This is a genomic window from Chryseobacterium sp. CFS15, from assembly GCF_031118795.1.
GTDB lineage: Bacteria > Bacteroidota > Bacteroidia > Flavobacteriales > Weeksellaceae > Chryseobacterium > Chryseobacterium indoltheticum.
On record NZ_JAVHYL010000001.1, the window covers coordinates 207,109 to 233,095 of the forward strand.

The 25,987-nt window shown below is 33.0% G+C and carries 29 protein-coding genes; 22 read left to right on the top strand and 7 right to left on the bottom strand.

The genetic code is table 11. The features are described 5' to 3' along the window. Positions 1–13 precede the first annotated feature (13 nt). From OH814_RS00985 to OH814_RS01000, 4 genes are all read left to right on the top strand, one after another. The gene (locus OH814_RS00985; protein ID WP_076558203.1) at positions 14–994 is read left to right on the top strand and encodes an acyl-ACP desaturase; all 981 of its coding nucleotides are present in this window, start codon (positions 14–16) and stop codon (positions 992–994) included. Positions 995–1,089: 95 nt separating this feature from the next. Further along, positions 1,090–1,521, top strand: a complete 432-nt coding sequence (locus tag OH814_RS00990; protein WP_076558205.1) for a BT0820 family HAD-type phosphatase — start codon at positions 1,090–1,092, stop codon at positions 1,519–1,521. Between the two features lie 136 nt (positions 1,522–1,657). Continuing rightward, entirely contained in the window at positions 1,658–2,467 is an 810-nt protein-coding gene (gene map, locus OH814_RS00995; protein ID WP_076558207.1) for a type I methionyl aminopeptidase, read from the top strand. Then, the gene (locus tag OH814_RS01000; RefSeq protein WP_076558209.1) at positions 2,467–3,234 is read left to right on the top strand and encodes a class I SAM-dependent methyltransferase; all 768 of its coding nucleotides are present in this window, start codon (positions 2,467–2,469) and stop codon (positions 3,232–3,234) included. Before map ends, OH814_RS01000 begins: the two co-directional genes overlap by 1 nt. Before the next feature lie 46 nt (positions 3,235–3,280). Here the strand turns inward: OH814_RS01000 and OH814_RS01005 are convergent, their stop codons facing one another. From OH814_RS01005 to OH814_RS01015, 3 genes are all read right to left on the bottom strand, one after another. Then, positions 3,281–3,982, bottom strand: coding sequence for a T9SS type A sorting domain-containing protein (locus OH814_RS01005; protein WP_308826778.1), 702 nt, complete (start codon positions 3,980–3,982; stop codon positions 3,281–3,283). Between the two features lie 40 nt (positions 3,983–4,022). Continuing rightward, complete coding sequence (locus OH814_RS01010; RefSeq protein ID WP_076558213.1) at positions 4,023–4,349, bottom strand: multidrug efflux SMR transporter; 327 nt, start codon at positions 4,347–4,349, stop codon at positions 4,023–4,025. Between the two features lie 73 nt (positions 4,350–4,422). Next, complete coding sequence (locus OH814_RS01015; RefSeq protein WP_308826779.1) at positions 4,423–4,986, bottom strand: Crp/Fnr family transcriptional regulator; 564 nt, start codon at positions 4,984–4,986, stop codon at positions 4,423–4,425. A gap of 235 nt (positions 4,987–5,221) precedes the next feature. Here OH814_RS01015 and era point away from each other — a divergent pair, with 235 nt between their 5' ends. Both era and OH814_RS01025 read left to right on the top strand, forming a co-directional pair. Beyond that, positions 5,222–6,097 carry a GTPase Era gene (gene era / locus OH814_RS01020; RefSeq protein WP_076558217.1) on the top strand — a complete coding sequence of 292 codons (876 nt, stop codon included), beginning with the start codon at positions 5,222–5,224 and terminating at the stop codon, positions 6,095–6,097. 66 nt (positions 6,098–6,163) lie between these two features. Then, positions 6,164–6,592: a DoxX family protein gene (locus OH814_RS01025; RefSeq protein WP_115619090.1), complete on the top strand. Its 429-nt coding sequence runs from the start codon at positions 6,164–6,166 to the stop codon at positions 6,590–6,592. Between the two features lie 126 nt (positions 6,593–6,718). Here OH814_RS01025 and fsa read toward each other — a convergent pair whose 3' ends face one another. After that, a complete protein-coding gene (gene fsa / locus OH814_RS01030) occupies positions 6,719–7,372 on the bottom strand; it encodes a fructose-6-phosphate aldolase (protein WP_308826780.1) in 654 nt (217 codons plus the stop codon). Between the two features lie 185 nt (positions 7,373–7,557). Here fsa and OH814_RS01035 point away from each other — a divergent pair, with 185 nt between their 5' ends. After that, positions 7,558–8,061, top strand: a complete 504-nt coding sequence (locus OH814_RS01035) for a YdeI/OmpD-associated family protein (RefSeq protein ID WP_308826781.1) — start codon at positions 7,558–7,560, stop codon at positions 8,059–8,061. Between the two features lie 20 nt (positions 8,062–8,081). Here OH814_RS01035 and OH814_RS01040 read toward each other — a convergent pair whose 3' ends face one another. Further along, positions 8,082–8,639: a tetratricopeptide repeat protein gene (locus OH814_RS01040; protein WP_308826782.1), complete on the bottom strand. Its 558-nt coding sequence runs from the start codon at positions 8,637–8,639 to the stop codon at positions 8,082–8,084. Positions 8,640–8,826: 187 nt separating this feature from the next. Between OH814_RS01040 and pepE the strand changes: the two genes are divergently transcribed. From pepE to OH814_RS01095, 11 genes are all read left to right on the top strand, one after another. Next, entirely contained in the window at positions 8,827–9,519 is a 693-nt protein-coding gene (gene pepE / locus OH814_RS01045; RefSeq protein WP_308826783.1) for a dipeptidase PepE, read from the top strand. Positions 9,520–9,615: 96 nt separating this feature from the next. Then, a complete protein-coding gene (dacB, locus tag OH814_RS01050; protein ID WP_308826784.1) occupies positions 9,616–10,989 on the top strand; it encodes a D-alanyl-D-alanine carboxypeptidase/D-alanyl-D-alanine-endopeptidase in 1,374 nt (457 codons plus the stop codon). Positions 10,990–11,050: 61 nt separating this feature from the next. Continuing rightward, positions 11,051–12,154 (top strand): HAMP domain-containing sensor histidine kinase, encoded by a 1,104-nt coding sequence (locus OH814_RS01055; RefSeq protein ID WP_308826785.1) that lies wholly within the window; start codon positions 11,051–11,053, stop codon positions 12,152–12,154. A gap of 101 nt (positions 12,155–12,255) precedes the next feature. Beyond that, positions 12,256–12,924, top strand: a complete 669-nt coding sequence (locus tag OH814_RS01060) for an ABC transporter ATP-binding protein (RefSeq protein WP_308826786.1) — start codon at positions 12,256–12,258, stop codon at positions 12,922–12,924. A 195-nt stretch (positions 12,925–13,119) separates the two neighbouring features. Then, complete coding sequence (locus OH814_RS01065) at positions 13,120–13,692, top strand: murein L,D-transpeptidase catalytic domain-containing protein (RefSeq protein ID WP_308826787.1); 573 nt, start codon at positions 13,120–13,122, stop codon at positions 13,690–13,692. Between the two features lie 128 nt (positions 13,693–13,820). Beyond that, positions 13,821–14,498: a DNA repair protein RadC gene (gene radC / locus OH814_RS01070; protein WP_308826788.1), complete on the top strand. Its 678-nt coding sequence runs from the start codon at positions 13,821–13,823 to the stop codon at positions 14,496–14,498. Further along, on the top strand, positions 14,495–15,403 hold the full coding sequence (locus OH814_RS01075; protein ID WP_308826789.1) for a hypothetical protein: 909 nt from the start codon (positions 14,495–14,497) through the stop codon (positions 15,401–15,403). Before radC ends, OH814_RS01075 begins: the two co-directional genes overlap by 4 nt. Positions 15,404–15,475: 72 nt before the next feature. Next, positions 15,476–16,408 (top strand): phytanoyl-CoA dioxygenase family protein, encoded by a 933-nt coding sequence (locus OH814_RS01080; protein WP_308826790.1) that lies wholly within the window; start codon positions 15,476–15,478, stop codon positions 16,406–16,408. A gap of 36 nt (positions 16,409–16,444) precedes the next feature. After that, the gene (locus tag OH814_RS01085; RefSeq protein ID WP_076558240.1) at positions 16,445–16,957 is read left to right on the top strand and encodes a hypothetical protein; all 513 of its coding nucleotides are present in this window, start codon (positions 16,445–16,447) and stop codon (positions 16,955–16,957) included. A gap of 20 nt (positions 16,958–16,977) precedes the next feature. After that, positions 16,978–17,589 (top strand): inorganic pyrophosphatase, encoded by a 612-nt coding sequence (locus OH814_RS01090; RefSeq protein WP_076558242.1) that lies wholly within the window; start codon positions 16,978–16,980, stop codon positions 17,587–17,589. A gap of 522 nt (positions 17,590–18,111) precedes the next feature. Further along, complete coding sequence (locus OH814_RS01095) at positions 18,112–20,853, top strand: sodium-translocating pyrophosphatase (protein ID WP_308826791.1); 2,742 nt, start codon at positions 18,112–18,114, stop codon at positions 20,851–20,853. 65 nt (positions 20,854–20,918) lie between these two features. Here the strand turns inward: OH814_RS01095 and OH814_RS01100 are convergent, their stop codons facing one another. Next, positions 20,919–21,785: a hypothetical protein gene (locus OH814_RS01100; RefSeq protein WP_308826792.1), complete on the bottom strand. Its 867-nt coding sequence runs from the start codon at positions 21,783–21,785 to the stop codon at positions 20,919–20,921. A 109-nt stretch (positions 21,786–21,894) separates the two neighbouring features. Continuing rightward, positions 21,895–23,034: an aminotransferase class I/II-fold pyridoxal phosphate-dependent enzyme gene (locus tag OH814_RS01105; RefSeq protein WP_308826793.1), complete on the bottom strand. Its 1,140-nt coding sequence runs from the start codon at positions 23,032–23,034 to the stop codon at positions 21,895–21,897. Between the two features lie 83 nt (positions 23,035–23,117). Here OH814_RS01105 and OH814_RS01110 point away from each other — a divergent pair, with 83 nt between their 5' ends. The 4 genes from OH814_RS01110 to OH814_RS01125 all read left to right on the top strand — a co-directional run bounded on the left by OH814_RS01110 (position 23,118) and on the right by OH814_RS01125 (position 25,816). Continuing rightward, on the top strand, positions 23,118–24,167 hold the full coding sequence (locus OH814_RS01110) for a M28 family metallopeptidase (protein WP_308826794.1): 1,050 nt from the start codon (positions 23,118–23,120) through the stop codon (positions 24,165–24,167). Between the two features lie 59 nt (positions 24,168–24,226). After that, positions 24,227–24,595 carry a VOC family protein gene (locus tag OH814_RS01115; protein ID WP_308826795.1) on the top strand — a complete coding sequence of 123 codons (369 nt, stop codon included), beginning with the start codon at positions 24,227–24,229 and terminating at the stop codon, positions 24,593–24,595. Positions 24,596–24,598: 3 nt separating this feature from the next. Next, on the top strand, positions 24,599–25,123 hold the full coding sequence (locus tag OH814_RS01120) for an endonuclease V (RefSeq protein WP_308826796.1): 525 nt from the start codon (positions 24,599–24,601) through the stop codon (positions 25,121–25,123). A 213-nt stretch (positions 25,124–25,336) separates the two neighbouring features. Continuing rightward, positions 25,337–25,816: a hypothetical protein gene (locus OH814_RS01125; RefSeq protein ID WP_308826797.1), complete on the top strand. Its 480-nt coding sequence runs from the start codon at positions 25,337–25,339 to the stop codon at positions 25,814–25,816. Positions 25,817–25,987: the final 171 nt, after the last annotated feature.

Sequence of the window (25,987 nt, forward strand, 5' to 3'; positions counted from 1 at the left end):
AACGTATTTTTAGATGTATAATATTCTGGTAAGAAAAGAAGTAATGGGTATTTTGGAGAAGGAAGTTGGTTCTTTTCTCGATAAATTTTTGACTCCAATTGAAAAAATCTGGCAACCTTCAGATTATTTACCAGATCCTTCTAGCGCTGATTTCAAATATGACTTAGAAGAGATTCAGACTTTCGCTCAGGAAATGCCTTACGATCTTTTTGTAACATTGATTGGGGATTGTATTACTGAAGAAGCTTTACCTTCTTACGAATCTTGGCTAATGAGTGTTGACGGGATTGATCAGGAAAAAAGTGGACCGGGCTGGGCAAGCTGGATAAGATCTTGGACTGCCGAAGAAAACAGACACGGTGATTTACTTGGAAAATACCTGTATTTGTGTGGAAGAGTAAACATGAGACAGATGGAAATTACTACCCAATATCTGATCAGTGATGGTTTTGATATCGGAACAAGTATGGATCCTTACAGAAATTTTATCTACACAAGTTTCCAAGAAACAGCGACCAACGTTTCGCATAGAAGGGTAGGTACTTTGGCAAAACAAACAGGAAACGGAAAACTGGCAAAAATGTGTGGTGTAATTGCAGCAGATGAAGCAAGACACGCAAAAGCATATAAACATTTCGTAGCTAAAATTCTAGAATTAGATCCTTCTGAAATGATTTTGGCTTTTGAAGATATGATGCGTAAAAAAATCGTTATGCCGGCTCACATGATGAGACAATCTGGTCAAAAGGCAGGTGAACTTTGGGGTCATTTCTCAGATGCGGCACAAAGATGTATGGTTTATACAGGTCAGGATTATATCAATATTATGAAAGATCTTCTTGATGAATGGAAAATCGAGCATATTACAGGTCTTACAGAAAAGGCAGAAAAAGCTCAGGAATACCTGATGAAGCTTCCATCGAGATTACAGAAAATTACAGATAGAATTTCTACTCCAGATTTGCAGTTTGAATTCAACTGGGTTAAAAAATAATTAGATTTTAACAATAAATTATAAATTGAAGTGTCGGATGTTTTTCGGCACTTTTTATTTATTTAGTATCTTTGCCCAGCTAAAAACGCAACAAAATGTTAAATAATAAAAAAATTGCAGTTGATTTTGACGGAACGATCGTAGATGACGCATATCCTGCAATTGGGAAAACTAAAATTTTCGCTTTCGAAACTCTGAAAAAACTTCAGGCTCAAGGTTTTAGACTCATACTTTGGACGTACAGACATGGTAAAACATTGGATGAAGCGGTTGAATTTTGCAGACAGAACGGTATTGAGTTTTATGCGATTAACTCAAGTTTTGAAGGAGAAGTTTTTGATGCTGAAACTCAGTCAAGAAAATTGGATGCAGACTGGTTTATCGACGACAGAAACTTAGGTGGTTTTCCGGGTTGGGGAGAAATTTACAATATCATCAACGAAAGAATTGAGTTCCGGGTAGAAGGAAAAGAGGTTTTAGCATATTCAAAACTGAAAAAAGAAAAGAAAAAAGGACTTTTCTGGTAAAATTTGAGAAATTAGAAGTTAGTAATTAGAAATTAGTTTTTAGATGCTGCTTCCAATTAATTATCAGAAAATATAGATGATTAGTATTATTTAAAACTAATTTCTAACATCTAATATCTAACATCTAAGAATAAAAATGATTCAATTAAAAACAATAGACGAGCTTCGTCTTATGAGAGAAAGTGCCCAGTTGGTTTCCAGAACATTAGGAATGTTGGCAAAAGAAATCAAACCGGGAATTACTACTTTATATTTAGATAAACTGGCGCATGATTTTATCAAAGATCACGGTGCCGAACCTGCATTTTTAGGATATGGAGGCTTTCCGAATTCTCTGTGTATTTCACCAAACGAACAAGTAGTTCACGGTTTTCCAAATAAAGAAGAAATAAAAGAAGGTGATGTACTTTCTGTAGATTGCGGTGCCATTCTCAACGGTTATGTAGGTGACCACGCTTATACTTTTGAAATTGGCGAAGTAAAACCTGAAACCAAAAAATTACTGAAAGTTGCTAAAGAATCTCTCTACAAAGGAATTGAACAGTGCATCAGAGGAAAAAGAATCGGTGATATTTCTCATGCTATCCAAAAGCACTGTGAAAAAGAAGGGTATGGCGTTGTGAAAGAATTGGTGGGTCATGGTTTAGGAAAGAAAATGCATGAAGATCCGCAAGTTCCCAATTATGGAAAGCAAGGAAGTGGAAAAGTAATTAAAGACGGTTTGGCAATCGCTATCGAGCCGATGATCAACTTAGGAACTGAAAAAGTGAAATTCCATAATGATGGATGGACGGTTACCACACTAGACAATCAGCCTTCTGCTCACTTCGAACATGATGTTTGCGTAATTAATGGGAAACCTGTTTTACTATCTACATTCAAATATATTTATGATGCTTTAGGTATTGTAAGTGATGAAGAAAAGCCATTTCAATTGGATTTTTAATGAAAAAGCTAACTAAGTTTTTACTAAATAAAATCCCTCGTCCGATGCTTATCAAGATGAGCATTTGGGCACGTCCGCTGATTTATCAGTTTTTTAAAGGTGACAAATTTTATGATCCCATTGACGGAAAATCTTATCGTAAATTTTTACCTTACGGATACGGAAAACAGAGAGAAAATGCTTTGTCTCCAGGAACTTTAAGTCTCGAAAGACACCGTCAGATGTATCTGTATCTTCAGAATGAAACCGATTTTTTCATTAAAAATTATAAAGTTCTTCATATTGCTCCCGAACAGGAATTTTTGAGGAAATTTAAAAGAATGAGCAATCTCAATTACATTTCTGCCGATTTATATTCGCCGATTGTAGATGTGAAAGCTGATATTTTAGATTTACCTTTTGAAAATGAAAGTTTCGATATCATCTTCTGTAATCATGTTTTGGAACATATCCAGGATGATGCAAAAGCTATGAGTGAATTATATCGAGTAATGAAACCCGGAGGTTGGGGAATTCTGCAGGTTCCGATGAAAAATTCTTTGGAAAAAACCTACGAAGATTTTACTATAACAGATCCAAAAGAAAGACAAAAACATTTTGGGCAGTACGATCATGTTCGTTGGTACGGGATGGATTATTTCGATCGTTTACAGAATGCAGGCTTTGAAGTGGAAGCTAATTTTTACTCACAGCAGTTTTCTGATGCAGAAATAAAAAAATACGGCTTAAGGCTAAACGAAATTTTACCTATCGTTTTAAAGAAATAAAAAAAGCGGCTTCATAATCTGAAGCCGCTTTTTCTTAAGCCGAAATTTATTTTTTAATAAAGATTTCAGGTTTAAAATTTTCTATACTCATAATATATTGCCCGGTTGCAAAACTACTTACATCTATTTTTAATGTTTTATCTGAGGTTAATGTTTCAAACAAAATTTTCCCTGAAAGATCATTAATCTTCAATTTTAAGTTCTTTTCTACATTCTCAATGATTACAAAATCCGTAGAAGGATTTGGGTATAGCTTAAAAGTTTTCTTAATAGCGTTTTCCTTTGTGCCTAAAAATGAATTGTTATAATAAATTTTGTCTCCAGTAACAGGATTTGTTATAATCAGTGTTTTGGAGCTTCCGCTATTTACAATCTGATAATTAAAAATTGCTCCTGATGTTGTATTTAAATAAAAATCACAATTTTTTTGGTCATAAGCTTGAGCCGCAGCAGCATTTGTACCATTGTAAACAGCCAATGTACAACCGCCACCTTGTCTTGTAAAACTGTCTGTAACGGTATTAAAAGTAATCGTAGAACCAGCTGAATTGTAATATGAAGAAGTAAAATTATAATTACCTCCATTATTAGTGAACAAAGATGTACCCGCAGAAGCTTGCATGATAGGACTTACTGTAGTTTGATTATTGATAATCATTTGTGAAATGTACCAATTGTTATTAAAAAGATCAGCATTCTGTCCAAACAAGGTACAACTGATAAAAAGAAAGAGTAGTTTTGTTCTCATAAATAGTTTTTCACAAATATAAGAAATATACCTTTTACTTTTAATGCGAAACTGCTTTTAAACCAATTACAGAACCAATCAATGTTGAAATGAAAAATATTCTCCAGAAACTTGCAGGATCTTTAAACACTAAAATTCCTACCAAAGCAGTTCCTACTGCACCAATTCCGGTCCAGACTGCATAAGCGGTTCCGATCGGTAAAGTTTCTGTTGCCTTGATTAGTAAGAGCATACTTATGGTGAGACAAACCAAAAATCCTCCAAACCACCAATACATTTCGTTGCCAGTAGTTTCTTTTACTTTTCCGAGGCATGATGCAAAAGCGACCTCAAATAATCCTGCGATAATTAAAATAATCCAGTTCATTACTTTCTAATTTTATACTGCAAAATTGAGGTTTTAAACTGAAACGAAGTTTTACAATTGTTAAAAAATAAAATTATTTCAGTTCTGCTCTTATTCTACTTAAACTCACCTGCGCAATTCCCAAATAAGAAGCAATATGACCAAGCTGCACTCTCTGTAGAAGATAAGGTTTTTCTTTCAGCAAATCTTTATACCTTTCTAACGCAGTTTTATATTGCCTTGAAATAATTAATTCCTCTGTCTTTACCAGCTCACGCTCTGCAAATTTCCGTCCCCAATTTGCAATGTGAATATCTTCATTATAAAGAGTTTTAAGCTTTTCAGTTTTAAGCCTGTAAAACTCGCAGTCTTCAAGAAGTTCTATATTTTCATAACCCGGTTTTTCATCAACATAGCTTTTCATAGAAACAATGGGTTCGCCTTCCGTTCCAAACCAAAAAGTAATGTCATTATTTTCGGTAGAAGCGTAGGCCCGAACAATTCCTTTTTTTAAAAAATAGATGTAAGGAATCACTTTATCAGCCTCCATCAGACAGAATCCTTTAGGATAATTAACTTCAGAAATATGTTGCATCAAATTTTCCTGTGAAGTTTGTGGAATTGAATAAATAGCATCAATAATTTCTTTAATATTCATCAAAATAACAGTTTGGAATTAGCAGAAAATTCAAATTTAATAATTAGGTAAAAACCAGTTCTTTAAAGCATCATTTTATCTAAAAGTATTTAATATTAAAAAACTCTTACTGCTTAATTCATTAAATTTAGTTCAAAAATAATCTTTTTTAGGCATCTAATTTTAATATTGACCGAAAGACCAATTTTGTTTTACTAACTTTGCAAATCGTAACAAAACGAACTAATACTTTTATATGCACAAAGCAGGATTTGTAAATATCGTTGGAAAGCCGAATGCCGGAAAATCTACTCTTTTGAATCAATTGATGGGAGAGAAGTTGGCAATTGTAACGCAAAAGGCTCAGACAACACGACATAGAATTTTTGGAATTTATAATGAAGAAGACTTGCAGATTGTATTTTCTGATACTCCCGGAGTTTTAGACCCTAAATACGGTTTGCAGGAAAAAATGATGGATTTTGTAAAAGACTCTTTACAGGATGCAGATGTTTTTCTTTTCATTGTAGATGTTACTGATAAAGCTGAACAATCTGAATTTTTGATTGATAAATTAAATAAAATTCCGGTGCCTGTTTTATTATTGTTAAATAAAATTGACCAAACCAATCAGGAAGGGCTGGAAAAAATAGCCACCGAATGGCACGAAAGAATACCGAAAGCTGAAATTCTTCCTATTTCTGCCTTAAATGCTTTCAACATAGATATTATTTTACCGAAATTAAAATCGATGTTACCCGAAAGTCCGGCGTATTATGATAAAGACATGTACACCGACAAACCGGAGCGTTTCTTTGTAAACGAGGCCATCAGAGAGAAAATTCTTTTGAATTATGAAAAAGAAATTCCATATTCTGTAGAAGTGGTAACCGAAATGTTTAAAGAAAAAGAAGGCATTATTTTTATCGACTCTATTATTTATGTAGAAAGAGATACCCAGAAAGGGATTATCATCGGTCATAAAGGAGAAGCCATCAAAAAAGTAGGAACCGAAGCAAGGATTGATCTGGAGAAATTTTTCTCTAAAAAAATTCACTTAAACCTTTTTGTGAAAGTGAAAAAAGATTGGAGAAAAAACGATCGTGATCTGAAAAATTTTGGATACAGATAGACTAAATGTCTCTATCCATCGTTATATTAACGATATTTTTGTTATCTTTAGTTTAAATTTCAATCAATGAGCTACTTAAACACAAAGGCGAATCCTGTAATTTTTGATATTGTACTATTTCTTGTAAGATTGTTTATAGGTTTTGCGATGATTTCGCATGGTTTTCCAAAACTTCAGGATTTAATTAATGGAGTTGAAAAGCCTTTTTATGATTTTATAGGTTTAGGTCCAAAAATATCTTTAATATTGGCGGTTTTTGCTGAGTTTGTGTGTTCTATTTTTATCATTCTTGGTTTATTTACAAGAATTGCAGCAGGATTTTTAATCTTTACGATGGCTGTTGCTGCATTTGTAGTTCACGGCGCAGATGCTTTTGATAAAAGAGAATTGAGCTTATTGTACCTTTCAATTTACTTAATCATTATTTCATTTGGAGCCGGAAGGTTTTCCATCGATGGAATGATAGAAAAACGCAGAAGAGCCAATGACTGGTAAAGCTGGTAAAGTCAATTTGATATAAAATAAAATCCCGAAACATTTTGTTCCGGGATTTTTTATGTGAATTTGAAATATTTTATTCAATAAACGACTATCAAATCTCAAACTTCAAATTTCAAATTCTTACGCCAATTTTTGAGAATCTGCAACAAACTGAACCAAACCGCTGTCTGTTAAAGGGTGTTTCAACAAACTCAAGATCGGAGGAAGTGGTGAAGTGATAACATCTGCACCAATTTTTGCACAGTCAATAATATGCATTGAATGACGGATAGAAGCCGCTAAAATTTCAGTGTCATACATATAGTTATCAAAAATCAATCTGATTTCCTGAATAAGATTTAAACCATCCGTTGTGATATCATCTAATCTTCCCAAAAACGGAGAAACATAAGTTGCACCGGCTTTAGCGGCTAAAAGTGCCTGTCCTGGAGAGAAAATCAAAGTACAGTTTGTTTTGATTCCTTTATCAGAAAAATATTTCAAAGCTTTAATACCATCTTTAATCATTGGGATCTTCACCACAATATTTGGGTGAATTGCAGCCAATTCGTCACCTTCTTTAATCATTTCTTCGTACGTTGTAGAAAGTACTTCTGCAGAAATATCTCCATCTACAATCTCGCAGATCGCCTTATAATGATTCTTGATTGCTTCATCACCTTTAATTCCTTCTTTAGCCATCAATGACGGGTTGGTCGTTACACCATCCAAAATACCAAGGTCTTTAGCTTCTTTAATTTGCTCTAAATTAGCAGTGTCAATAAAAAATTTCATTTAAATAGATTTATTTCCCGCAAAGATAAACATTCCATTTTGAGTGCGAAATTAATTTGTCGACTTACCATATTGAGCCTCAGAAATTCCCCTTCTTTGAAAGGTTGGCGAAAATTCCAAGAATTTTTGACGTGGTGGTTTTATAATTAAACTTTTGAAAATAAAAATCATTAATTTTAACTTCAATGAAAAACCAGTTCACCGCAAAGCTCGACATCATAGGAATTAATCCTTTTGTTTTTGTTCCTGATGAAATTTTAAATGAAATTTTTGAAACTTCAGGAAAGAATAAAAGTCCAATTCCTGTGAAAGGAAAGGTAAATGGTAAAGAATTCACACAAAATTTAATGAAATATTTTGGAGAATGGAGATTGTACATCAATTTAACGATTCTAAAAGATTCTCCCAAAAGAATTGGTGAAATACTTGAAATTTTTATAGAATTTGATAATTCAGACCGAACGATTTCAATTCATCCGGATTTAGAAAAAGCAATTCAAGAAAATCCTGTTGCTTCAAAAAGTTTTGAAAACCTTATTCCATCAAGAAAACTGGAGCTGATTCGGTACATCAATAATCTAAAAACAGAAGCAGCAAAACAAAGAAATATCGAAAAAATAATCAGGCATTTAAAAGGAGAAACAGACTTTTTCGGAAAAAAAATTCCAATAAAAAAACCGAAGAAATAAATTCTCCGGTTCTTTTATTATTATGAATTAAGAGCCTGACTCAATTTTACAGCTTCCTGATTACTCGGATCATACTGTATTGATTTGGCAATATGCTCTTTTGCTTTATCTGGGTTGTCTTTTTGTTCGCTAAATGCAATAAAATAATACGCGTATGCCAGATTTTTTTTGCTTGCTTCAATCTCTTCCGGTTTTACGGTTGCAATATATTTTTCGTAAGCAAGTTTAGCATTCATATCATCTTTTGCTGATTGATAAGAATAGGCTTGGCTGTAATAAGATGGTGCCCAATCTGGTAATAACACCGATATTTTTTTCCAGGTAGCAATTGCGTTCTGCCAATCTGTAGCATCCTGATAAGCAGTTGCCAATTTAGCTAATGCTTCTGCATCTTTAGGATTAGCTTCTACCTGTTTTTTCAAACCTTCAATTACAGGATTTGTCTGTACCTGAGCAGTAGAAGTAGCAACTTTTACGGTGTCAGTTTTTGGCGAGGTTTGAGCAACAAAAGCACCTGTACTTCCCATCATCAGTAAACCTACAAATAATTGTTTTGTATTAATTTTAATCGTTTTCATATTTCTTACATTTTTAAAATTGTAATAATTGAAATTCAAGAATAATTCCAGAAAACAGAAAGTTTTAGATCTCTTAAGTTTTTTTTGAATGTATTAACAGTTATCAGACTTTTTTTAGCGTATTTTTTGATTCTTACCTTGTTTGAGTTTATCTTTGTTTCATAACAAACCTATTATCTTTCATCTTATGAATGTATTATTAGCCTCAACGTCTACAATTTTTGGCGGAGAATATCTTGGATATTTAAAAGAAGAACTTATTGAATTATATAACGGAATTGACGAAATCATCTTCATTCCATTTGCAAGACCGGGTGGAATTTCTCACGATGAATACACCGCAAAAGCAAAATCTTTCTTTGAAACCATTAAAATTAAAGTGAGAGGTCTGCACGAGTTTGACGACAAAACTGAAGCTTTACATTCAGCAAAAGGATATTTTACAGGTGGAGGAAACACTTTTTTATTGGTTAAAACTTTGCATGAAGAAAATCTTATGTCTGTTTTAAAACAAAACATAAAAAACGGAAAAGCGTATTTAGGTTGCAGCGCAGGAAGTAATATTGGCGGACAAAATATGAAAACCACCAACGATATGCCGATTGTTTATCCACCAAGCTTCGAGTGTATGGGATTGGTTCCGTTTAATATCAATCCGCATTATTTAGATCCAAATCCAGATTTAAAACACAACGGAGAAACCAGAGAAACCAGAATTAAAGAATTTTTAACGCAGAATGACATCAAAGTTGTAGGACTGCGTGAAGGAAACTGGATCAGAAGAATTGGTGATAAAATTATCGTTGAAGGAAGCGAATTGACAAGGATTTTTGAAAAAGGAAAAGAGCCGTACGAAATTGAAGCCGGAAGCGAACTTTAATTCTTATTTTTTAATTCTACTCAAATATCTTAACATTATTAGCGTTGTCATGCTGAGCGGAGTCGAAGCATTCCACAGCTTTTTAATACATATCAAATGAAAAGAACTTTTGTATTTCTTACACTTTCCACACAAATTATTTTTGCTCAGAATATTTCGCAAAAATTAGATGATGCCACAAAAAATCTAATGAATTCTTCTTCGGCGATTTCATCTAATCTATCTTTTTACGTAGCCGATGAAAGCGGAAATCTTGTGTATGAATTTCAGGGAAATAAAGGACTTTCAACAGCTTCAACACAAAAAATTTTCACAGCAGCTGCAGCCTTGGAAACTTTAGGCAAAAATTATACGTACAAAACAACATCATCTTATTCCGGGACGATTTCTAATGGGAATTTAAACGGAAATCTTTTCATTACTTCAAATGGCGATCCTACTTTAGGAAGCTGGAGATATGAAGGCTACAAACCCGAAAATTTCAAACAAAAACTGATTGAAGCAGTTAAAAAATCAGGAATTACAAAAATTTCAGGAGATTTGGTGATTGATGATTCTTATTTTGACCATCAAACTATTCCGGGAGGATGGCCTTGGGATGATTTGGGAAATTATTATGGAGCCGGAGTTTGGGGCGTAAATTGGCGTGAAAACCAATTCGATATCAATATCAACGGAAATAATTTTAAAAGTTTTTCTTATCCTTTAGAAAATGTAAAATGGCTCAACGATTTGAAAGCATCCGGAAATTCAGATCAAAGTTTAATTTTTACTGCACCACATTCAAATATCGCTTTAATTAATGGAAGTTTACCGGCAGGAAAAGTAACGACAGTTTCCGGTTCTGTTCCAAATCCGCCATTGCAATTGGGTGTGGAAGTTCAGAAATGGCTGAAAGACTCAGGAATTGACTTCTCAGGAAAAGTGGTAACCAATTCTCAACTGGAAATAGAAGGTAAAAAACCTTTAGAAACTCCAAAAAACAATATCATTCTTACTTACGAATCGCCATCGTTAGATAAAATCGTGTATTGGTTTTTAAGAAAAAGTATAAACCTGTATGGTGAAAATTTAATTAAAACTCTAGGGAAAGAGAAAAAAAACAACACAAGTTTTAAAAGCGGAATTGCTTATTTAAAAGAATTTTGGAAAGCAAAAGGAATTAATTCAAATATGATCAATTTTGCCGACGGAAGCGGACTTTCACCACAAAATTATGTTTCAGCAAAAGCGGAAGTTCAGGCATTGCTTTATGCTAAAAAACAAGCTTGGTTTGACTCTTATTACGACGGATTCCCGACTCAGGATAACGGAATGAAAATGAAAAGCGGAACAATGCGCGACACAAAATCATTTGCTGGCTATCACACGTCTAAAGACGGAAAAAAATATGTATATTCGATTATTATCAACAATTATCAGGGAAGCGGAAGTACAGAGTTACAGAAAATCTTGAATGTTTTAAAATAAAAAAGAATTGAAAAAAAGATCCATATTTGCCAGATTCAACAACTGGTTCATTTTTTCTCTAATGACTCTTGTTGTTGTTGCTATTGTGATTGCTTCAACTTTAGTAATAAACTATTTGAAAAGAGAAGAAGTACGAAGAGTTGATATTTTGGTAAGTGCTTTAAAATTTCAACAGGAAGCTACGTCTCCAAGTTTGGAAGTTCAAGAATTACTTCTTAGAATTTATAGCTCAAATACTACGATTCCTGTTATTATTTTAGATAGAAATGACCAGATTATAGAGCACAAAAATATCTCGAAAGAATATGAAAATAGCAATGATGAGATTGTTGCTCTCGCAAAAAGAATGGCAAAAAAATATCCTCCGATAGAAATTGAATTTTCTAACGGCAACAATCAGTTTTTATATTATGACAACTCCAAAATCCTTAATAACCTACAGTATTCTCCGTTTTTATTAGGATTTTTTGTATTGTGTTACTTCTTATTTTCATTCTGGTTTTTGAGAACAGTCAAAAAAACAGACGAAGGTTACCTTTGGGCCGGATTAGCAAAAGAAACGGCACATCAAATTGGCACTCCATTATCTTCTATGATGGGCTGGATGGAAATTATGAAGCTTGAAAATCCCGATTCAGACGGTGTACAAGAAATAGAAAAAGATATTGAAAGACTGAGAACGATCTCCGAAAGGTTTTCAAAAATCGGTTCGGTACCCGAGTTGAACGATACCAATTTTAATAACACCATCCGGGAAAATTATGATTACCTGAAAACAAGAATTTCAAAGAAAATAGATTTTACACTTTTGCTTCCAACATACAATATATTGGTTCCACACAATAGAATTCTAATGAGTTGGGTAATTGAAAATCTGGTAAAAAATGCAGTTGATGCCATGAAAGGTGAAGGTACGTTACAAATGTCGGTTTTCGAACGCAACAAAAATATCTTGGTTGAAGTAAAAGATAACGGAAGCGGCATGACAAAATACCAAGCACAAAATGCTTTTAAACCTGGATATTCTACAAAAAAACGGGGCTGGGGATTAGGTTTAAGCTTAGCCAAAAGAGTAGTGCAGGAGTATCATAATGGAGATATTAAAATTTCTCAAACTGAAGTAGGAAAAGGAACCACTTTTAGAATTCTGATCAGGAAAGCATAAATCTTTATCTTTACAAAATGAATATTTTTCAAACTAAATTTCGATCTTAAAACCAACAACCAAAACTTCAAAACAAAAGAAAAAATCACTATTTTTGAAACATGATTAAAGCGAGTAATATCCATAAATCTTATGGAAGTCTGGAAGTATTGAAAGGAGTTGATATTCACATCAAAACCGGGGAAGTTGTTTCCATAGTTGGGGAATCTGGTGCCGGAAAATCTACATTGCTTCAGATTTTGGGAACTTTAGATACGCCTTCAAACCCTAAAAATTACAATACCGAAATCATGCTGAATGATGAATCTTTTATCAATATGACCGATAAACAGATTTCAAAATTCAGAAATCAGAATATTGGTTTTGTTTTTCAGTTTCATCAGTTGCTTCCTGAATTTACGGCTTTAGAAAACGTGCTTTTGCCAACAAAGATTGCAGGAACTAACGAAAAAGAAGCTTTAGATAAAGCTTATCATTTGTTTGAAGATTTAAAAATAGCTGAGAGAATTCATCACAAACCCAATCAATTATCGGGTGGGGAAGCACAGAGAGTTGCCGTTGCAAGAGCTTTAATCAATTCTCCAAAGATTATTTATGCGGATGAGCCGACAGGAAATTTAGACTCGAAAAATGCAGATGATCTACACCGATTATTTTTTGATTTGAGAGATAAATACAATCAGACTTTTGTGATTGTAACGCATAACCCGCAATTAGCCGAGATTACAGATCGTAAATTGGTGATGAAGGACGGATTAATTATTGAGTAATTTATTACTATATTATGAAAAATATTTACCGCAAAAGATTCAAAAGAAATGATTAAAAATAGAAGTTCAAAAGTTTACAAAATGTAAAAACTTTAATTTTAATCGTTTTGCAAACTTTTGAATAACTTTAGGTCTAATAAAAATCTTTTGACTCTTTTGCGGTTAAAAAATATCCTGTCTTAAAATATTTTTTATATGAAATCTTTACTATTTGCATTTTTATTTCTGATTTCCTGTACTGAGTCAAAAGCTCAGGAAAGTACAGATGTTTTGCCTAAAGAAAAGATTTCTGAGCTTAAAAATTATATTAAAAATAAAGATTACAATCAAAATCTGGCCGTCTTTATTAACTTTAAAATTCATTCGGGAAAGTACCGGTATTTTGTTTACGATTTAAAAAATGACAAAATAATACAGAAAGCAATTGTTTCTCATGGTTCAGGATCTGTAATAAAGAGATCGAATCAACTTCAATTTTCTAATGTTGAAGGTTCTTATCAATCTTCCTTAGGAAAATATGAGATTAAAGAAAGCTATTCCGGTAAGTTCGGAAAGGCATATCGTTTAAAAGGTTTAGACTCCACCAACAGCAACGCCATGCAGCGCGCTATTGTTCTACATTCCTTTGGTTGTGTTCCGGATCTGGAATCTCAAAATTTATCTTGCTTAAGTTTAGGTTGTCCGATGCTTTCATCAAAAGCTTTTAAAGAAACCGCAAAACATTTAGACCAATCGAAAAAGAGCATTATTTTGTATGCTTTTTATTAACTAAATATTTTATAGTTGATGGTTTTAGTTGATTGTTGTTGGATTGATATTCGATATAATAAAAAAAATGTATTAATAAATATTTTCAATAACTAACAACTAAACCCCATAACCTAAACCCTAAAATTATGTCTATAAAATTTTTGGCAGAAGATGACAGACCGAGAGAAAAGTTTTTACTGAAAGGTAAAAACTCACTTTCTGATTCTGAACTTTTGGCAATTATTATGGGCAGCGGAAGCAGAGATGAAACGGCGGTAGAATTGGCAAGAAAAATTCTGGCATCGGTCGATAATAATTGGCATCAGTTGAGTTTATTAACGATCAAAGATTTAGTGAAATTTAAGGGAGTTGGCGAAGTAAAGGCAATCTCAATCGCAACTGCGCTGGAAATCGGGAAGAGAAGAGCCAATCAAGAAATTCCCGAAAAACCATTGATTTCGAGCAGCAAAGACGCTTATAATATTTTAAAAATGCACTTATCGGATCTCAGAACCGAAGAATTTTGGGCTTTATTTCTCAACCAAAGTAATAAAGTGATTCATATCGCTCAACTGACTCAAGGTGGAATCAATCAATCTATTGTTGACATCAGAATACTCTTTAAAACAGCATTAGAACATTTTTCAACAGGAATCATTATTTCGCACAATCATCCGTCCGGAAATTTAAGACCCAGTGCAGAAGATATTAGTATAACCAAAACAGTGAAAGAAGCAGGAAATGTGATGAACATTCAGCTTTTGGATCATTTAATTATTACCCAAAACGCATATACCAGTTTTTCAGACGAAGGATTATTATGATTAAAAGATTAAAATACCATGAAATTGATTTTGAAAAATATACTCAATGCCTTGAAAATTCTGCACAGCGAAAATATTCTGCAGCAAAAAAGTTTTTAGATATTTCTTCTGACAAAAAATGGGAATTGTTGGTTTACAAAGATTACGAAGCCGTAATGCCGGTTCCTTATGTTTTCAAATCGGGGATAAAAATCGTTCACAACCCGATGCTTTGTCAGCAATTGGGTATTTTTTCCAGCGAAGATAATATTGAAATTAACGAACAGTTTTTAAGCTTTTTAGAGAAAAATTATCTCATCAGAATTTATACTTTTAATGAATTTAATCAGTTTAAAACATCACTAAAACGAAAGAAGAATTATCTTATTCTTCCCAATGATTACGAAACGATTTATTCTAAATATTCCCCAAAAAGAAAAAGAAAGCTTAGACTTGATGACGATATTGTAAAGAATTCTGAAATTAAAAATATCAGTTTTTCTCAGGCTGAAAGCTTTATTAAAGAAAATTTTTTAGGAGCAGATAAAGAAGAAGATGTTGATTCTTTTATTAAGATATTTAAAAATATGTCTGAGGTAAATTGCCTGAACTTTTCAGCTTTTTATCTTAACCAAAGAATTATCAATATTATCGTTACTTATTTTGATGATTTTACGGTGGCTCTTTTGGGAACGTTTAATGATAAAGAATCAGTTAAAGTATCCGGTTCTTCCGTGTTGATAGACAAATGTATAAAAGAGAATATTCAGACTAAAATATTCGATTTTGAAGGAAGTGAATTGCCGAATGTAGAAGAATTTTTCAGAGGTTTCAGACCTGAGCTTCGCCCTTATCATCTGATGGAATATTCTAAAAAAAATATTATTAAAAAATTGCTAAGCTTGAAATTTATCATGAAACTTTAATTTAGTTACTCTCTTTAGATTAGTTCTACATATTATTCTTAGATTTATAAAAGTATTAACAAACTACTTGCAATGCTAAAGAAAATTCGCAATTATAAGTTGCCTTACATGATTTATAATTTTTTCAACAAAAAAAAATTACAGCATAATATTCCGCTCTATAAAAAATACGGCCTTGATAAAAATTATTTTTCAAGTATTTCAAGCAAGGATTTTGCTCATTTACCGGAAAATGAAAGAAAATTTGACGAGCAAAAACTATTCAACACAGAATTTTATAAAAATCTTTCCGAAGAAAATAAAGCCAGCGCTAAAGGTTTTGACGATAATGGTTTTTTAGTTCTAAGAAACTATCTAAAACCTGAAACTGCCGATCAAATCAACAATGAGATTGAAAAACTATTGAAAGATGGAACTATAAAATTCCGTTATGGAGGCAAGTTAATGTTCGTTATTCATCATTCTGAAATCATAAAAAATATCGGAAATGACAAAAACTTGCTCGAATTTTTATCTGTTTTAATTGATGGTGATGCTAAATTGTTTCAAAGCATAAATTTCATCAACGGAAGTCAGCAAAAAACCCATTCAGACAGTATTCACATGACGACTTATCCTTTGGGAGGCCTTCTCGGAGTTTGGATTGCTTTGGAAGATGTGGATGAAACAAATGGCGCTTTACACTACATTCCGGGAAGTCATAAGCTTCCGTATTTCTTAAATTCTGATTATGATAATGAAGGAACAGCTTTCAAAATCGGCAAAAAAAGTTATGTAGCTTATGAAGAATTCCTTGAAAATAAAGTTAAAGAATTAGGGTTGAAAAAGGAAGTTTTTAGAGCCAAAAAAGGAGATCTTCTGATTTGGCATGCTAATATTCTTCACGGTGGAGAACCACATTTAGATAAAACAAAAACAAGAAAGAGCTTAGTTTATCATTATTTTGACGAAAAAAGTGTCTGTTATCACGAGGTTACGCAAAGACCTGCATTATTCGAGCTGTAAATTCAGAAAATATCATTAATTTTGCTACCTCAAATTATGACAGATTTTTCAGACTATTTACCCTATGCAGCCGCATTAGTTATTGCAATTCCGTTTTTGGTTTTGCTGCGACAATTTGTGTATTCGTACATCAACTTAAAAAATCAGGAGATAAAATTACTTTCTGTAAAATCTAATTCTGAAAATAAAACGCATTCTTATGAAAGAATGACTCTTTTTCTGGAAAGAATAAAACCTTCAAACCTTATTCTAAAGTTTGATAAAGAACTTGCAGCTCACGAATTTGTATTTCTTACCGAGAAAACCATCAATGAAGAGTTTGAATATAATGCTTCACAGCAACTTTATTTAACAAAAAATTCATGGCAGAATATCGTAGATTCTAAAAATGCAATCATAGATTTGCTGCACAAAACCTACGAAAGTCTCAATAACAATCCGAATCTTAATGAGTATAAAACCGTTTTCATCATGAATTACATGAATGATAATGATTATATCGGAGCAACGATAGAAGATTTGAGAAGAGAAATTTTAATAATAGCTTAATTAAATAATAAATATACATAATGATTCCAAATTTTAAAGCACATCCGTGGCATGGGATTTCTGCAGGAGAAGATGCGCCAAACGTGGTAAACGTATTCGTGGAAATAGTTCCTTCAGACACCATTAAATATGAAATAGATAAAGAAACCGGTTACCTTAAAGTAGACAGACCTCAGAAGTTTTCTAATATTATTCCGGCGCTTTACGGCTTTGTTCCCAGAACGTACTGTAATGAAGAAGTAATGAAATTGGCAGTTGAAAGTGGTGCAACTGATGTTACAATGGGAGATCACGATCCTTTGGATATATGTGTATTAAGCTCTCACAATATTCACTCGGGCGGACTTTTGATGGAAGCTATTCCTATCGGTGGTTTCAAAATGATTGACGGTGGTGAAGCTGATGATAAAATCGTAGCAGTAATGGTGAGCGATCACGCATTTGGTCATTTCAGAGATATTTCAGAATTACCTGAAGCAGAAGTAAAAAGGTTGATGCACTATTTCTTAACTTACAAAAACTTACCAGATGAGCCTGCAAAATGTAGAATCCAAGAGGTTTACGGAGCAGAGCATGCTAGAAAAGTGATTATAGCTTCTCAAAAAGATTACGCAAGCAAATTTGGAGGATAAGATTCTCTGGATTTAAATATCTAAAAGGGTAAATGAACAATCATTTACCCTTTTTTTGTTTCTCATTTAAATAATTAATGAATGACGAATTGTTTCGTATCAACTTTAAACCCATATAATATTTTCTATTTCATTAAATGGTTTCTAATTTGCCCTCCAAAATATTCCATTAAATAAAATATTATACTGCTTTAAGATGAATCAACAGGTTGATTTTATAAAGCTTTTGCTTAAGCTTTGCGAAGCAAATTTATTCGCCTTTGCTTTCTGAAATAGAAAGTTCAATTATAAAATCTTTGCGTTTAATGTTTTAAAAACTATCATCAGAATCTCTAATCCCGAACTGAGGTAAGGTAGTAGTCTATAGGCAGATTAACTAAAAAATTTATAATGACCGGAGTAATTGTATCAAATAAATTTGCTGATAATACAATAATTACATTCAATTCATAAAGTATTTACAAAAATCATTATATTTATAAAGATAATCACAAACTTTTTTTAATATAAAAATAATAAACTATGGACTTATTTGTTTTAGTACCCATTTTCGGTGTTATTGCCCTTATCTATACTTTTCTGCAAAGTAATTGGGTAAGCAGGCAAAATGCAGGAAATGAAAAAATGAAAGTAATCAGCGGACATATTGCTGATGGTGCGATGGCTTTTTTGAAGGCCGAGTACAAGATCATGATGTATTTTGTCATAATTGTTGCAATTTTATTAGCAGTGATGGGAATGACCAATTCCAATTCGCATTGGGCCATTGGAATAGCTTTTGTCATCGGAGCCATATTGTCTGCTTTAGCGGGTTTTATAGGAATGAAAATCGCTACAAAAGCCAACGTAAGAACTGCCGAAGCTGCAAAAACTTCGTTATCTAAAGCCCTTAAAGTATCTTTTACCGGGGGTTCTGTAATGGGAATGGGAGTTGCAGGATTAGCTGTTTTAGGTTTAGGAGCCCTCTACTTAATTATTAAGCAAATTTTTGCACCTGGTGCAGCCGTAGATTCTCACGAAATGGAAAGAACAATTGAAATCCTTACGGGATTTTCTTTAGGTGCAGAATCTATTGCATTATTTGCCAGAGTAGGAGGTGGAATTTATACTAAAGCAGCAGATGTTGGAGCAGATTTAGTAGGAAAAGTGGAAGCGGGAATTCCGGAAGACGACCCTCGAAACCCAGCCACAATTGCCGATAATGTAGGAGATAACGTAGGAGATGTTGCAGGTATGGGAGCCGATTTATTTGGTTCTTATGTGGCGACAGTATTAGCAACAATGGTTCTGGGAAGAGAAACTATTTCTAATGATAATTTCGGAGGTTTTGCACCTATTTTATTACCGATGTTAATAGCCGGAACAGGAATTATTTTCTCAATGATCGGTACTTTATTCGTTAAAATTAATGATAGCGAAGGAGCATCCACATCTAATGTACAAAATGCTTTAAATTTAGGAAACTGGGGAAGTATCGTCATCACGGCAATAGCTTCATATTTTCTGGTTACTTATCTTTTACCTGAAAAAATGATTTTAAGAGACCATGAATTTACTAAAATGGGGGTTTTCGGAGCCATTATCGTTGGTTTGGTTGTCGGAACTTTAATGAGTATCATCACCGAATTCTATACTGCGATGGGAAAAAGACCTGTTTTAAGTATTGTGAGACAGTCTTCTACCGGTCATGCGACCAATATCATAGGCGGGCTTTCCGTGGGAATGGAATCTACACTTTTACCGATTCTCGTTTTGGCAGGAGGAATTTACGGTTCCTATTTATGTGCCGGATTATACGGTGTTGCTATCGCTGCAGCAGGAATGATGGCTACAACAGCAATGCAGTTGGCAATTGATGCTTTCGGACCTATTGCAGATAACGCAGGTGGAATTGCCGAAATGAGTGAGCTCCCTAAAGAAGTTCGGGAGAAAACAGACATTTTGGATGCTGTCGGAAACACAACTGCGGCAAGTGGAAAAGGTTTTGCAATAGCATCTGCAGCATTAACGGCATTAGCTTTATTTGCAGCATTTGTAGGAATTGCAGGCATTGACGGTATTGATATTTACCGAGCCGATGTTTTGGCAGGATTATTTGTTGGAGGAATGATTCCTTTTATATTTTCATCTTTGGCAATTACCGCAGTCGGGCAGGCTGCAATGGCGATGGTGGAAGAAGTGAGAAGACAGTTTAGAGAAATTCCGGGCATTCTTGAAGGAACCGCCGAGCCGGAATATCAGAAATGTGTCGCTATTTCTACCGATGCTTCTATCCGAAAAATGATGCTTCCCGGTGCGATTGCGATTGTATCGCCTTTACTGGTTGGTTTTATTTTCGGGCCTGAAGTTTTAGGTGGTTTTCTGGCAGGAGCAACTGTTTGCGGAGTTTTAATGGGGATATTTCAGAATAATGCAGGTGGAGCCTGGGATAATGCCAAAAAATCTTTTGAAAAAGGAGTTGATATCAATGGTCAGACGTACTACAAAGGGTCAGAACCTCACAAAGCTTCTATAACAGGAGATACGGTGGGAGATCCGTTTAAAGATACTTCGGGACCTTCGATGAATATTTTGATTAAATTGATGTCTATTGTTTCTTTAGTAATAGCGCCGACTTTGGCCGTTTTACATAAAGATAAAATTGAAGCCGACAGAAAAGCAAAAATCGAAGCTTTGACTAAAGCTTCGTCAATAGCTGCTTCTCCTGTTGTCGTAAATTCTGTACACAATACTGTTATTTTGGCCCCGAAAGTTGTTAAAGGATATCTGAATGAAGAAGGAGATTTTGTTTACGATACCGGAAAAATTCAGGAAGTAGAACTTGAAGGTGGGAAAAAATTGACCATCGGTGAAGGAAGCCAGTTGCTTCAGATGTATAATGCTATAAAAAGTAATGATAAGGCTGTTTTAGATCCTAATAATTGGTACACGCTAGAAAATTTTCACTTTGAAAGCGGTTCAAGTGAAATCAAGAAAAAAGCAGAAGCCCAATTATTAAATCTGGTTGAAATCATGAATGCGTATCCGAATATGAGAATAAAACTCGGCGGATTCACGGATAATACAGGAAATCAGGAAACCAATGTGAAGCTTTCAAATTTAAGAGCGCAGACCACAAAACTAAAATTATTAGAATTGGGAATTGATGGACATCGCATAGAAACAGAAGGGTATGGCTCAATGTATCCTGTCTGTGAAGCCAATGACACCGACGAATGTCGCGCAAAAAACAGAAGAATTGATATAAGAGTTCTTTCTCTTTAGTCACAATTATAATAAACAAAAGCACTGCATTGCGCAGTGCTTTTTCTTTAGAAATAAGAAAAATATTATTTCAAATTTTTTAATGTTTCTTTCAGAATGAAAATATTAATTTTTATCGGGTTATTCGATATTTCTTCAGGAATACTTGCTACATTATTAAAACTTTTCTTAAGCATGTTATACGCAATAGAAGCATCTTCTTCATCATAAAACAAATCATTCCATTTTTCGTTTTTGTAGTGATTTTTTAATACTATTCCATTTCCATAAAATTTGAAAGGTAAAGGTTCTAAATAAAGCGTCATCGCAACTTTATTTTCAGATTCGTGATATTCCAAAAAAGCAATAGAAAATTCCAGTGCATTTTCTATTTTAGATCTTATTTTCTCTGTTGTTTGTTTACTCTTATTTTTGAGACGCCATTTATTTAATTCATTAGTTATAAAATTAGATTCTGAGCGGCTTACATCATTATAATCATCTTTTTTATATTTAAACTCCAATCCTTTTGCTTGCTTTTGTTCAGGAAAATATAATCTCATATTTCTGTCGTTTTTAGAAATTATTTTAGCTGTAAATTCCGGACTGGACTTATGATTCTGAGCTTCAAAATAAATTATTGAGTCTTTTACTGACCACGTTCCGAAATAAACTTCGGTATTATTATCGTTTTCATTAAGCGAATCTTTAGGAATTCTGAGTGTAGTTACCGGGCTCAATTCTCCGTTGTCTACAAGCAAAAAAGAATTATCACCAGAGAGAGTTATATATGACGTATACGATGAATAATTATCTTCTTTATACTTATCTGCTTCATTACTTGCGTGACTATAAGTAAATTTCCATGTTCCAACCAAAGGATCTTTTTTGGTACATGAACAAAATAATATGATGATACATAAATACATCAGAATTTTTTTTGAGATCTTCATTAAAGTTATTTTTATTAAGTTTTATTTTTTATCCATTTGTTCAACTCATTTAAAACTAAATTAAATAAAATTGAAAATGTGAAATTTATTGATTAAGGGTTGCACAGATTTACAAATCTTTCTTCAAATGCTCCAAAGCATTAATAATCAAATCATCTTTTTTAGCAAAACTAAATCTGATATAATCTGAATCTGTTTTAGAATTATAAAATGCCGAAAGCGGCAAGCAGGAAACTTTTTTTTCTACAGTAAGCCATTTCGAAAATTCAACATCTGTCATCGTTTTATTAACATTTCTAAAATTTACAATCTGAAAAAATCCGCCTTGAGCTATTTCTTCAACTACCAAAGGAGTAAACTGTATCAATTCATTAAAAATATCACGTTTATTCTCCATGATTATTTGATTTTCGGAAGGGTCAAAGACATCAAGATATTTAGCGATTGCATATTGGCAAGGGGAATTGGAGCTGTACGAAATGTATTGCTGATGATCTCTGAAATTTTGTAACAAATCTTCAGCTGCCAAAAGATAACTTACCTTCCAGCCTGTTGCGTGAAACATTTTGCCAAAAGAGAAAATGCAGAATGTTTTTTTTCTTAATTCAGGATGCAAGAACGAACTGTAATGTTCTGCATTATCATAATGGTAAATATCATAAACTTCTTCTGAAATAAGGTAAATTTCCTGATGTTTTATAAGCTCATACAATTGATCCCAATCTTCTTTACTCCATGTTTTTCCGGTAGGATTTTGAGGGGAATTTACAATGATCGCCTTTGTCTTTTCAGAAATACATTGCTGAAGTTTTTCCCAGTCAATTTTAAAATCATTTTCCAAATCGTAGTAAACAGGAACTCCGCCATTCAAAACGATGGAAGGAGCGTAAGTATAATAAGAAGGCTGAATCACAATAACTTCATCGCCTCTATTTAAAATTGATTTTAAGGAAGTGTACAACCCAAATGTAGAGCACGGAACAATATTAATTTCTTCGTATTTTAATTGTAAACTATTTTTTCTGTTTAAATTAAATTGAATAATTTTTCCAATCAACAAAGAATTGCCCGCCAGCGATTCGTAACTGTGACTGATCATGTCAGCAGATTCTTTAAGAAAATACCGAAGACGCGGATCGATTTCAAAATCGGGAAGGCCTAATGACAGATCATAACTTTTATGCCTGGAAGAAAGCTCCGACATTTCTGTAAAAAATTTATAATCATTAAATCCGTAATTTTTTTCCATAGTGTTTATCAAATATATAAAAAAAATGCACGCAGTAAGCAGGTGAAATATTTTTGTTATTTTTAAAGAAATATTTTTTAATTATGAAGCAATTACTTCTTCCTATATTTTCTGCAATTATTCTTACGAGTTGTGGAACAGCAAATACATCGATCAATAATCAGAATCAAAATACGAGCTCAAGTAATTTAAACAATGAAAAAGCTTTTAGTAAAGCCTATCAGCAAATTAAGCTAAAGGACTTAAAGAAAAATCTATACGTAATTGCTTCTGATGAAATGGAAGGAAGAGATACGGGAAGTCCCGGTCAGAAGAAAGCAGGAGAGTATATTATTCGATTCTATAAAGATTTAGGAATCTCATTTCCGAAAAATTTAGCATCATATTATCAAAAAGTTCCCTCTTCTTATATGAATAAAATTGGCGGGAGAGATTTACCGGATTCAGAAAATATACTTGCATTTATTGAAGGGAGCGAAAAACCCGAAGAAATCATTGTTGTTTCGGCACACTATGACCATGTAGGCACGAAAAACGGAGTCGTCTATAACGGCGCAGATGATGATGGAAGTGGGACAGTTGCCGTAATGCAGATTGCCAAAGCCTTTCAAAAAGCAAAAAAATCTGGTAATGGCCCAAAAAGATCAATCCTTTTTTTACATGTAACAGGTGAAGAACATGGTCTTTTCGGTTCGTCTTACTATTCAGATAATCCAGTTTTTCCTTTAGAAAATACGGTTGCAGATTTAAATATTGACATGATCGGAAGAGATGATGCAGAAAACCGAGGTAAAAATTATGTGTATGTGATTGGTTCTGAAATGTTGAGTTCAGAGCTGAAATTAGTTAATGAAGCTGCAAACAAAAAAACAAATAATCTGGAATTGAATTATAAATATGATGATCCGAAAGATCCGGACAGATTATATTACCGTTCTGATCATTATAATTTTGCAAAACACGGTATTCCGGTGGCTTTTTTCTTTGATGGAATTCATGAAGATTATCACCAACCGACCGATGATGTTGAGAAAATCGATTTTCCTTTGTTGCAAAAAAGAACACAGCTGGTTTTTGCCACAGCATGGGAATTAGCCAATCGTGAAGCGAGAATTGTTGTAGACAAAAAGTAAACTCTGCACGTTCAAAACCATTGTCTGTTAGTTTTGTCACATTTAATTACAAATATAGTATGAATCAAAAAATAAAATCAATAAGACCCTTTATCGGCGCAAAAGATTTTGCCGTAAGCAGAGCATTTTACAGAGATTTAGGATTTGAAGAAGTTGAAATTGATCCCAAATTTTCGGTTTTTAAAAAAGGAGATTTTGCTTTTTATCTACAAGATTATTATTCTAAAGAATGGATTGAAAACACCATGATCTTCCTCGAAATAGAAAATGTAGACCTTTATTGGGAAGAACTTGTGTCTTTAAATTTAAAAGAAAAGTATGATTCAATCCGATTAGTTCCTACAAAAACAGAAGTTTGGGGAAAAGAATGTTTTCTTCTTGACCCGGCTGGAGTTTTATGGCATTTCGGAGAATTTTTTACATCGTAAAAGATGATTTACGCATTCGACACTTTTTATTATGCAGACTATGCAAAAACAGTCTGCATTGCCTTTGAACAATGGGATTCTGAAACTGAAAGCTTTATCTATTCAGAAAATACCGAAATCAGTTCCGATTATGAAAGCGGAGCTTTTTACAAAAGAGAATTACCCTGTATTTTAAGTTTGATAAAGAAAATTGATTTAAAAGATGGTGATCTCATTATCGTTGATGGCTATGTAACATTAGATAACAATGGAAAAATAGGGTTGGGCGGCTATCTTTATGAATCTCTAAATAAAAAATATCCTGTCATCGGTATTGCCAAAAATGGATTTGCAAGCGAAGATAATATGAGAAAAACTATTTTTCGCGGAGAAAGCAAAACACCTTTATTTCTTACCGCTAAAGGAATTGATGCAGATAAAACCAAAATCAATGTTGAAAATATGCACGGAGCTTACAGAATACCAACATTATTGAAAAAGCTTGATCAGCTAACAAGAGAGAAGGATGAACTAAATACAATAAGCTGATAAAAGTCAGCATAGTATTTATTTATATTTATTCTAAATAAATATAAATTTGCTTTAGAATTAAAACACATTTAAAGTATTTAAAACAGTTCATATCCATATTAATTTTTCATTTTTCAAGAACCGATAAGCCTGACTTGTCGGTTTTTATTTTTATTTGTCAGCGATTTATTAATTTAAATTTTTACATTTGAGAGTAATAAACACAAACACATGAAAAAAATTATACTTTTAACTGCGATATGCAGTTCACTTTTTGCATTATCTCAAAAAAATTACACAAAAATCAGCAGTTCAAAAGTCAGTGCAGAAAGAGTAAATGTGAGTGAAAATTTCATTAATGCATATTATAAAAAATGTGAGAATAAAGACTACTCCGGATTCAGCAATTTTATTTTGGATAAAAGATTTGAGAGAAGATTTTATCCCGAATTTCAAGAGAGTTGCGAAGAATCAGTCAGAGAGTATGGGAGGATTATCTCGCAAAAATTTAATTCTGCTTACATTTACGATTACACAAAAAAAACAGATCCAGTAGAGCTTATCATTTTCGAAGCAAATTTTGAAAATTCAAAAGATGTACAATTTATAAGTGTATGGATTTACCGTGACCAAAACGTTATTTACGGAATATTGGTTTCTAAAGAAAAACCTTTGGGTAAATTTAAACCAAAGAAAGAACCCACTCTTTAGAAGTGGATTCAATAGATAAATACATCTCATTTTTTTAATTAAACAACAACAAAAAAGCACAGCCGACGATGCTGTGCTTAAATTTTTATTTCAAATTTAATTGCGATTTCGAAGTTGAAAAAGGCAAAAAAAAGATTCATTTCATTTTTATTACATAGTAAATTTAGTAAT

Coding starts and splice junctions, on each gene's coding strand:
- OH814_RS00985 (WP_076558203.1), top strand. CDS start 14: ATGTATAATATTCTGGTAAGAAAAGAAGTAATGGGTATTTTGGAGAAG.
- OH814_RS00990 (WP_076558205.1), top strand. CDS start 1,090: ATGTTAAATAATAAAAAAATTGCAGTTGATTTTGACGGAACGATCGTA.
- map (WP_076558207.1), top strand. CDS start 1,658: ATGATTCAATTAAAAACAATAGACGAGCTTCGTCTTATGAGAGAAAGT.
- OH814_RS01000 (WP_076558209.1), top strand. CDS start 2,467: ATGAAAAAGCTAACTAAGTTTTTACTAAATAAAATCCCTCGTCCGATG.
- OH814_RS01005 (WP_308826778.1), bottom strand. CDS start 3,982: ATGAGAACAAAACTACTCTTTCTTTTTATCAGTTGTACCTTGTTTGGA.
- OH814_RS01010 (WP_076558213.1), bottom strand. CDS start 4,349: ATGAACTGGATTATTTTAATTATCGCAGGATTATTTGAGGTCGCTTTT.
- OH814_RS01015 (WP_308826779.1), bottom strand. CDS start 4,986: ATGAATATTAAAGAAATTATTGATGCTATTTATTCAATTCCACAAACT.
- era (WP_076558217.1), top strand. CDS start 5,222: ATGCACAAAGCAGGATTTGTAAATATCGTTGGAAAGCCGAATGCCGGA.
- OH814_RS01025 (WP_115619090.1), top strand. CDS start 6,164: ATGAGCTACTTAAACACAAAGGCGAATCCTGTAATTTTTGATATTGTA.
- fsa (WP_308826780.1), bottom strand. CDS start 7,372: ATGAAATTTTTTATTGACACTGCTAATTTAGAGCAAATTAAAGAAGCT.
- OH814_RS01035 (WP_308826781.1), top strand. CDS start 7,558: ATGAAAAACCAGTTCACCGCAAAGCTCGACATCATAGGAATTAATCCT.
- OH814_RS01040 (WP_308826782.1), bottom strand. CDS start 8,639: ATGAAAACGATTAAAATTAATACAAAACAATTATTTGTAGGTTTACTG.
- pepE (WP_308826783.1), top strand. CDS start 8,827: ATGAATGTATTATTAGCCTCAACGTCTACAATTTTTGGCGGAGAATAT.
- dacB (WP_308826784.1), top strand. CDS start 9,616: ATGAAAAGAACTTTTGTATTTCTTACACTTTCCACACAAATTATTTTT.
- OH814_RS01055 (WP_308826785.1), top strand. CDS start 11,051: ATGACTCTTGTTGTTGTTGCTATTGTGATTGCTTCAACTTTAGTAATA.
- OH814_RS01060 (WP_308826786.1), top strand. CDS start 12,256: ATGATTAAAGCGAGTAATATCCATAAATCTTATGGAAGTCTGGAAGTA.
- OH814_RS01065 (WP_308826787.1), top strand. CDS start 13,120: ATGAAATCTTTACTATTTGCATTTTTATTTCTGATTTCCTGTACTGAG.
- radC (WP_308826788.1), top strand. CDS start 13,821: ATGTCTATAAAATTTTTGGCAGAAGATGACAGACCGAGAGAAAAGTTT.
- OH814_RS01075 (WP_308826789.1), top strand. CDS start 14,495: ATGATTAAAAGATTAAAATACCATGAAATTGATTTTGAAAAATATACT.
- OH814_RS01080 (WP_308826790.1), top strand. CDS start 15,476: ATGCTAAAGAAAATTCGCAATTATAAGTTGCCTTACATGATTTATAAT.
- OH814_RS01085 (WP_076558240.1), top strand. CDS start 16,445: ATGACAGATTTTTCAGACTATTTACCCTATGCAGCCGCATTAGTTATT.
- OH814_RS01090 (WP_076558242.1), top strand. CDS start 16,978: ATGATTCCAAATTTTAAAGCACATCCGTGGCATGGGATTTCTGCAGGA.
- OH814_RS01095 (WP_308826791.1), top strand. CDS start 18,112: ATGGACTTATTTGTTTTAGTACCCATTTTCGGTGTTATTGCCCTTATC.
- OH814_RS01100 (WP_308826792.1), bottom strand. CDS start 21,785: ATGAAGATCTCAAAAAAAATTCTGATGTATTTATGTATCATCATATTA.
- OH814_RS01105 (WP_308826793.1), bottom strand. CDS start 23,034: ATGGAAAAAAATTACGGATTTAATGATTATAAATTTTTTACAGAAATG.
- OH814_RS01110 (WP_308826794.1), top strand. CDS start 23,118: ATGAAGCAATTACTTCTTCCTATATTTTCTGCAATTATTCTTACGAGT.
- OH814_RS01115 (WP_308826795.1), top strand. CDS start 24,227: ATGAATCAAAAAATAAAATCAATAAGACCCTTTATCGGCGCAAAAGAT.
- OH814_RS01120 (WP_308826796.1), top strand. CDS start 24,599: ATGATTTACGCATTCGACACTTTTTATTATGCAGACTATGCAAAAACA.
- OH814_RS01125 (WP_308826797.1), top strand. CDS start 25,337: ATGAAAAAAATTATACTTTTAACTGCGATATGCAGTTCACTTTTTGCA.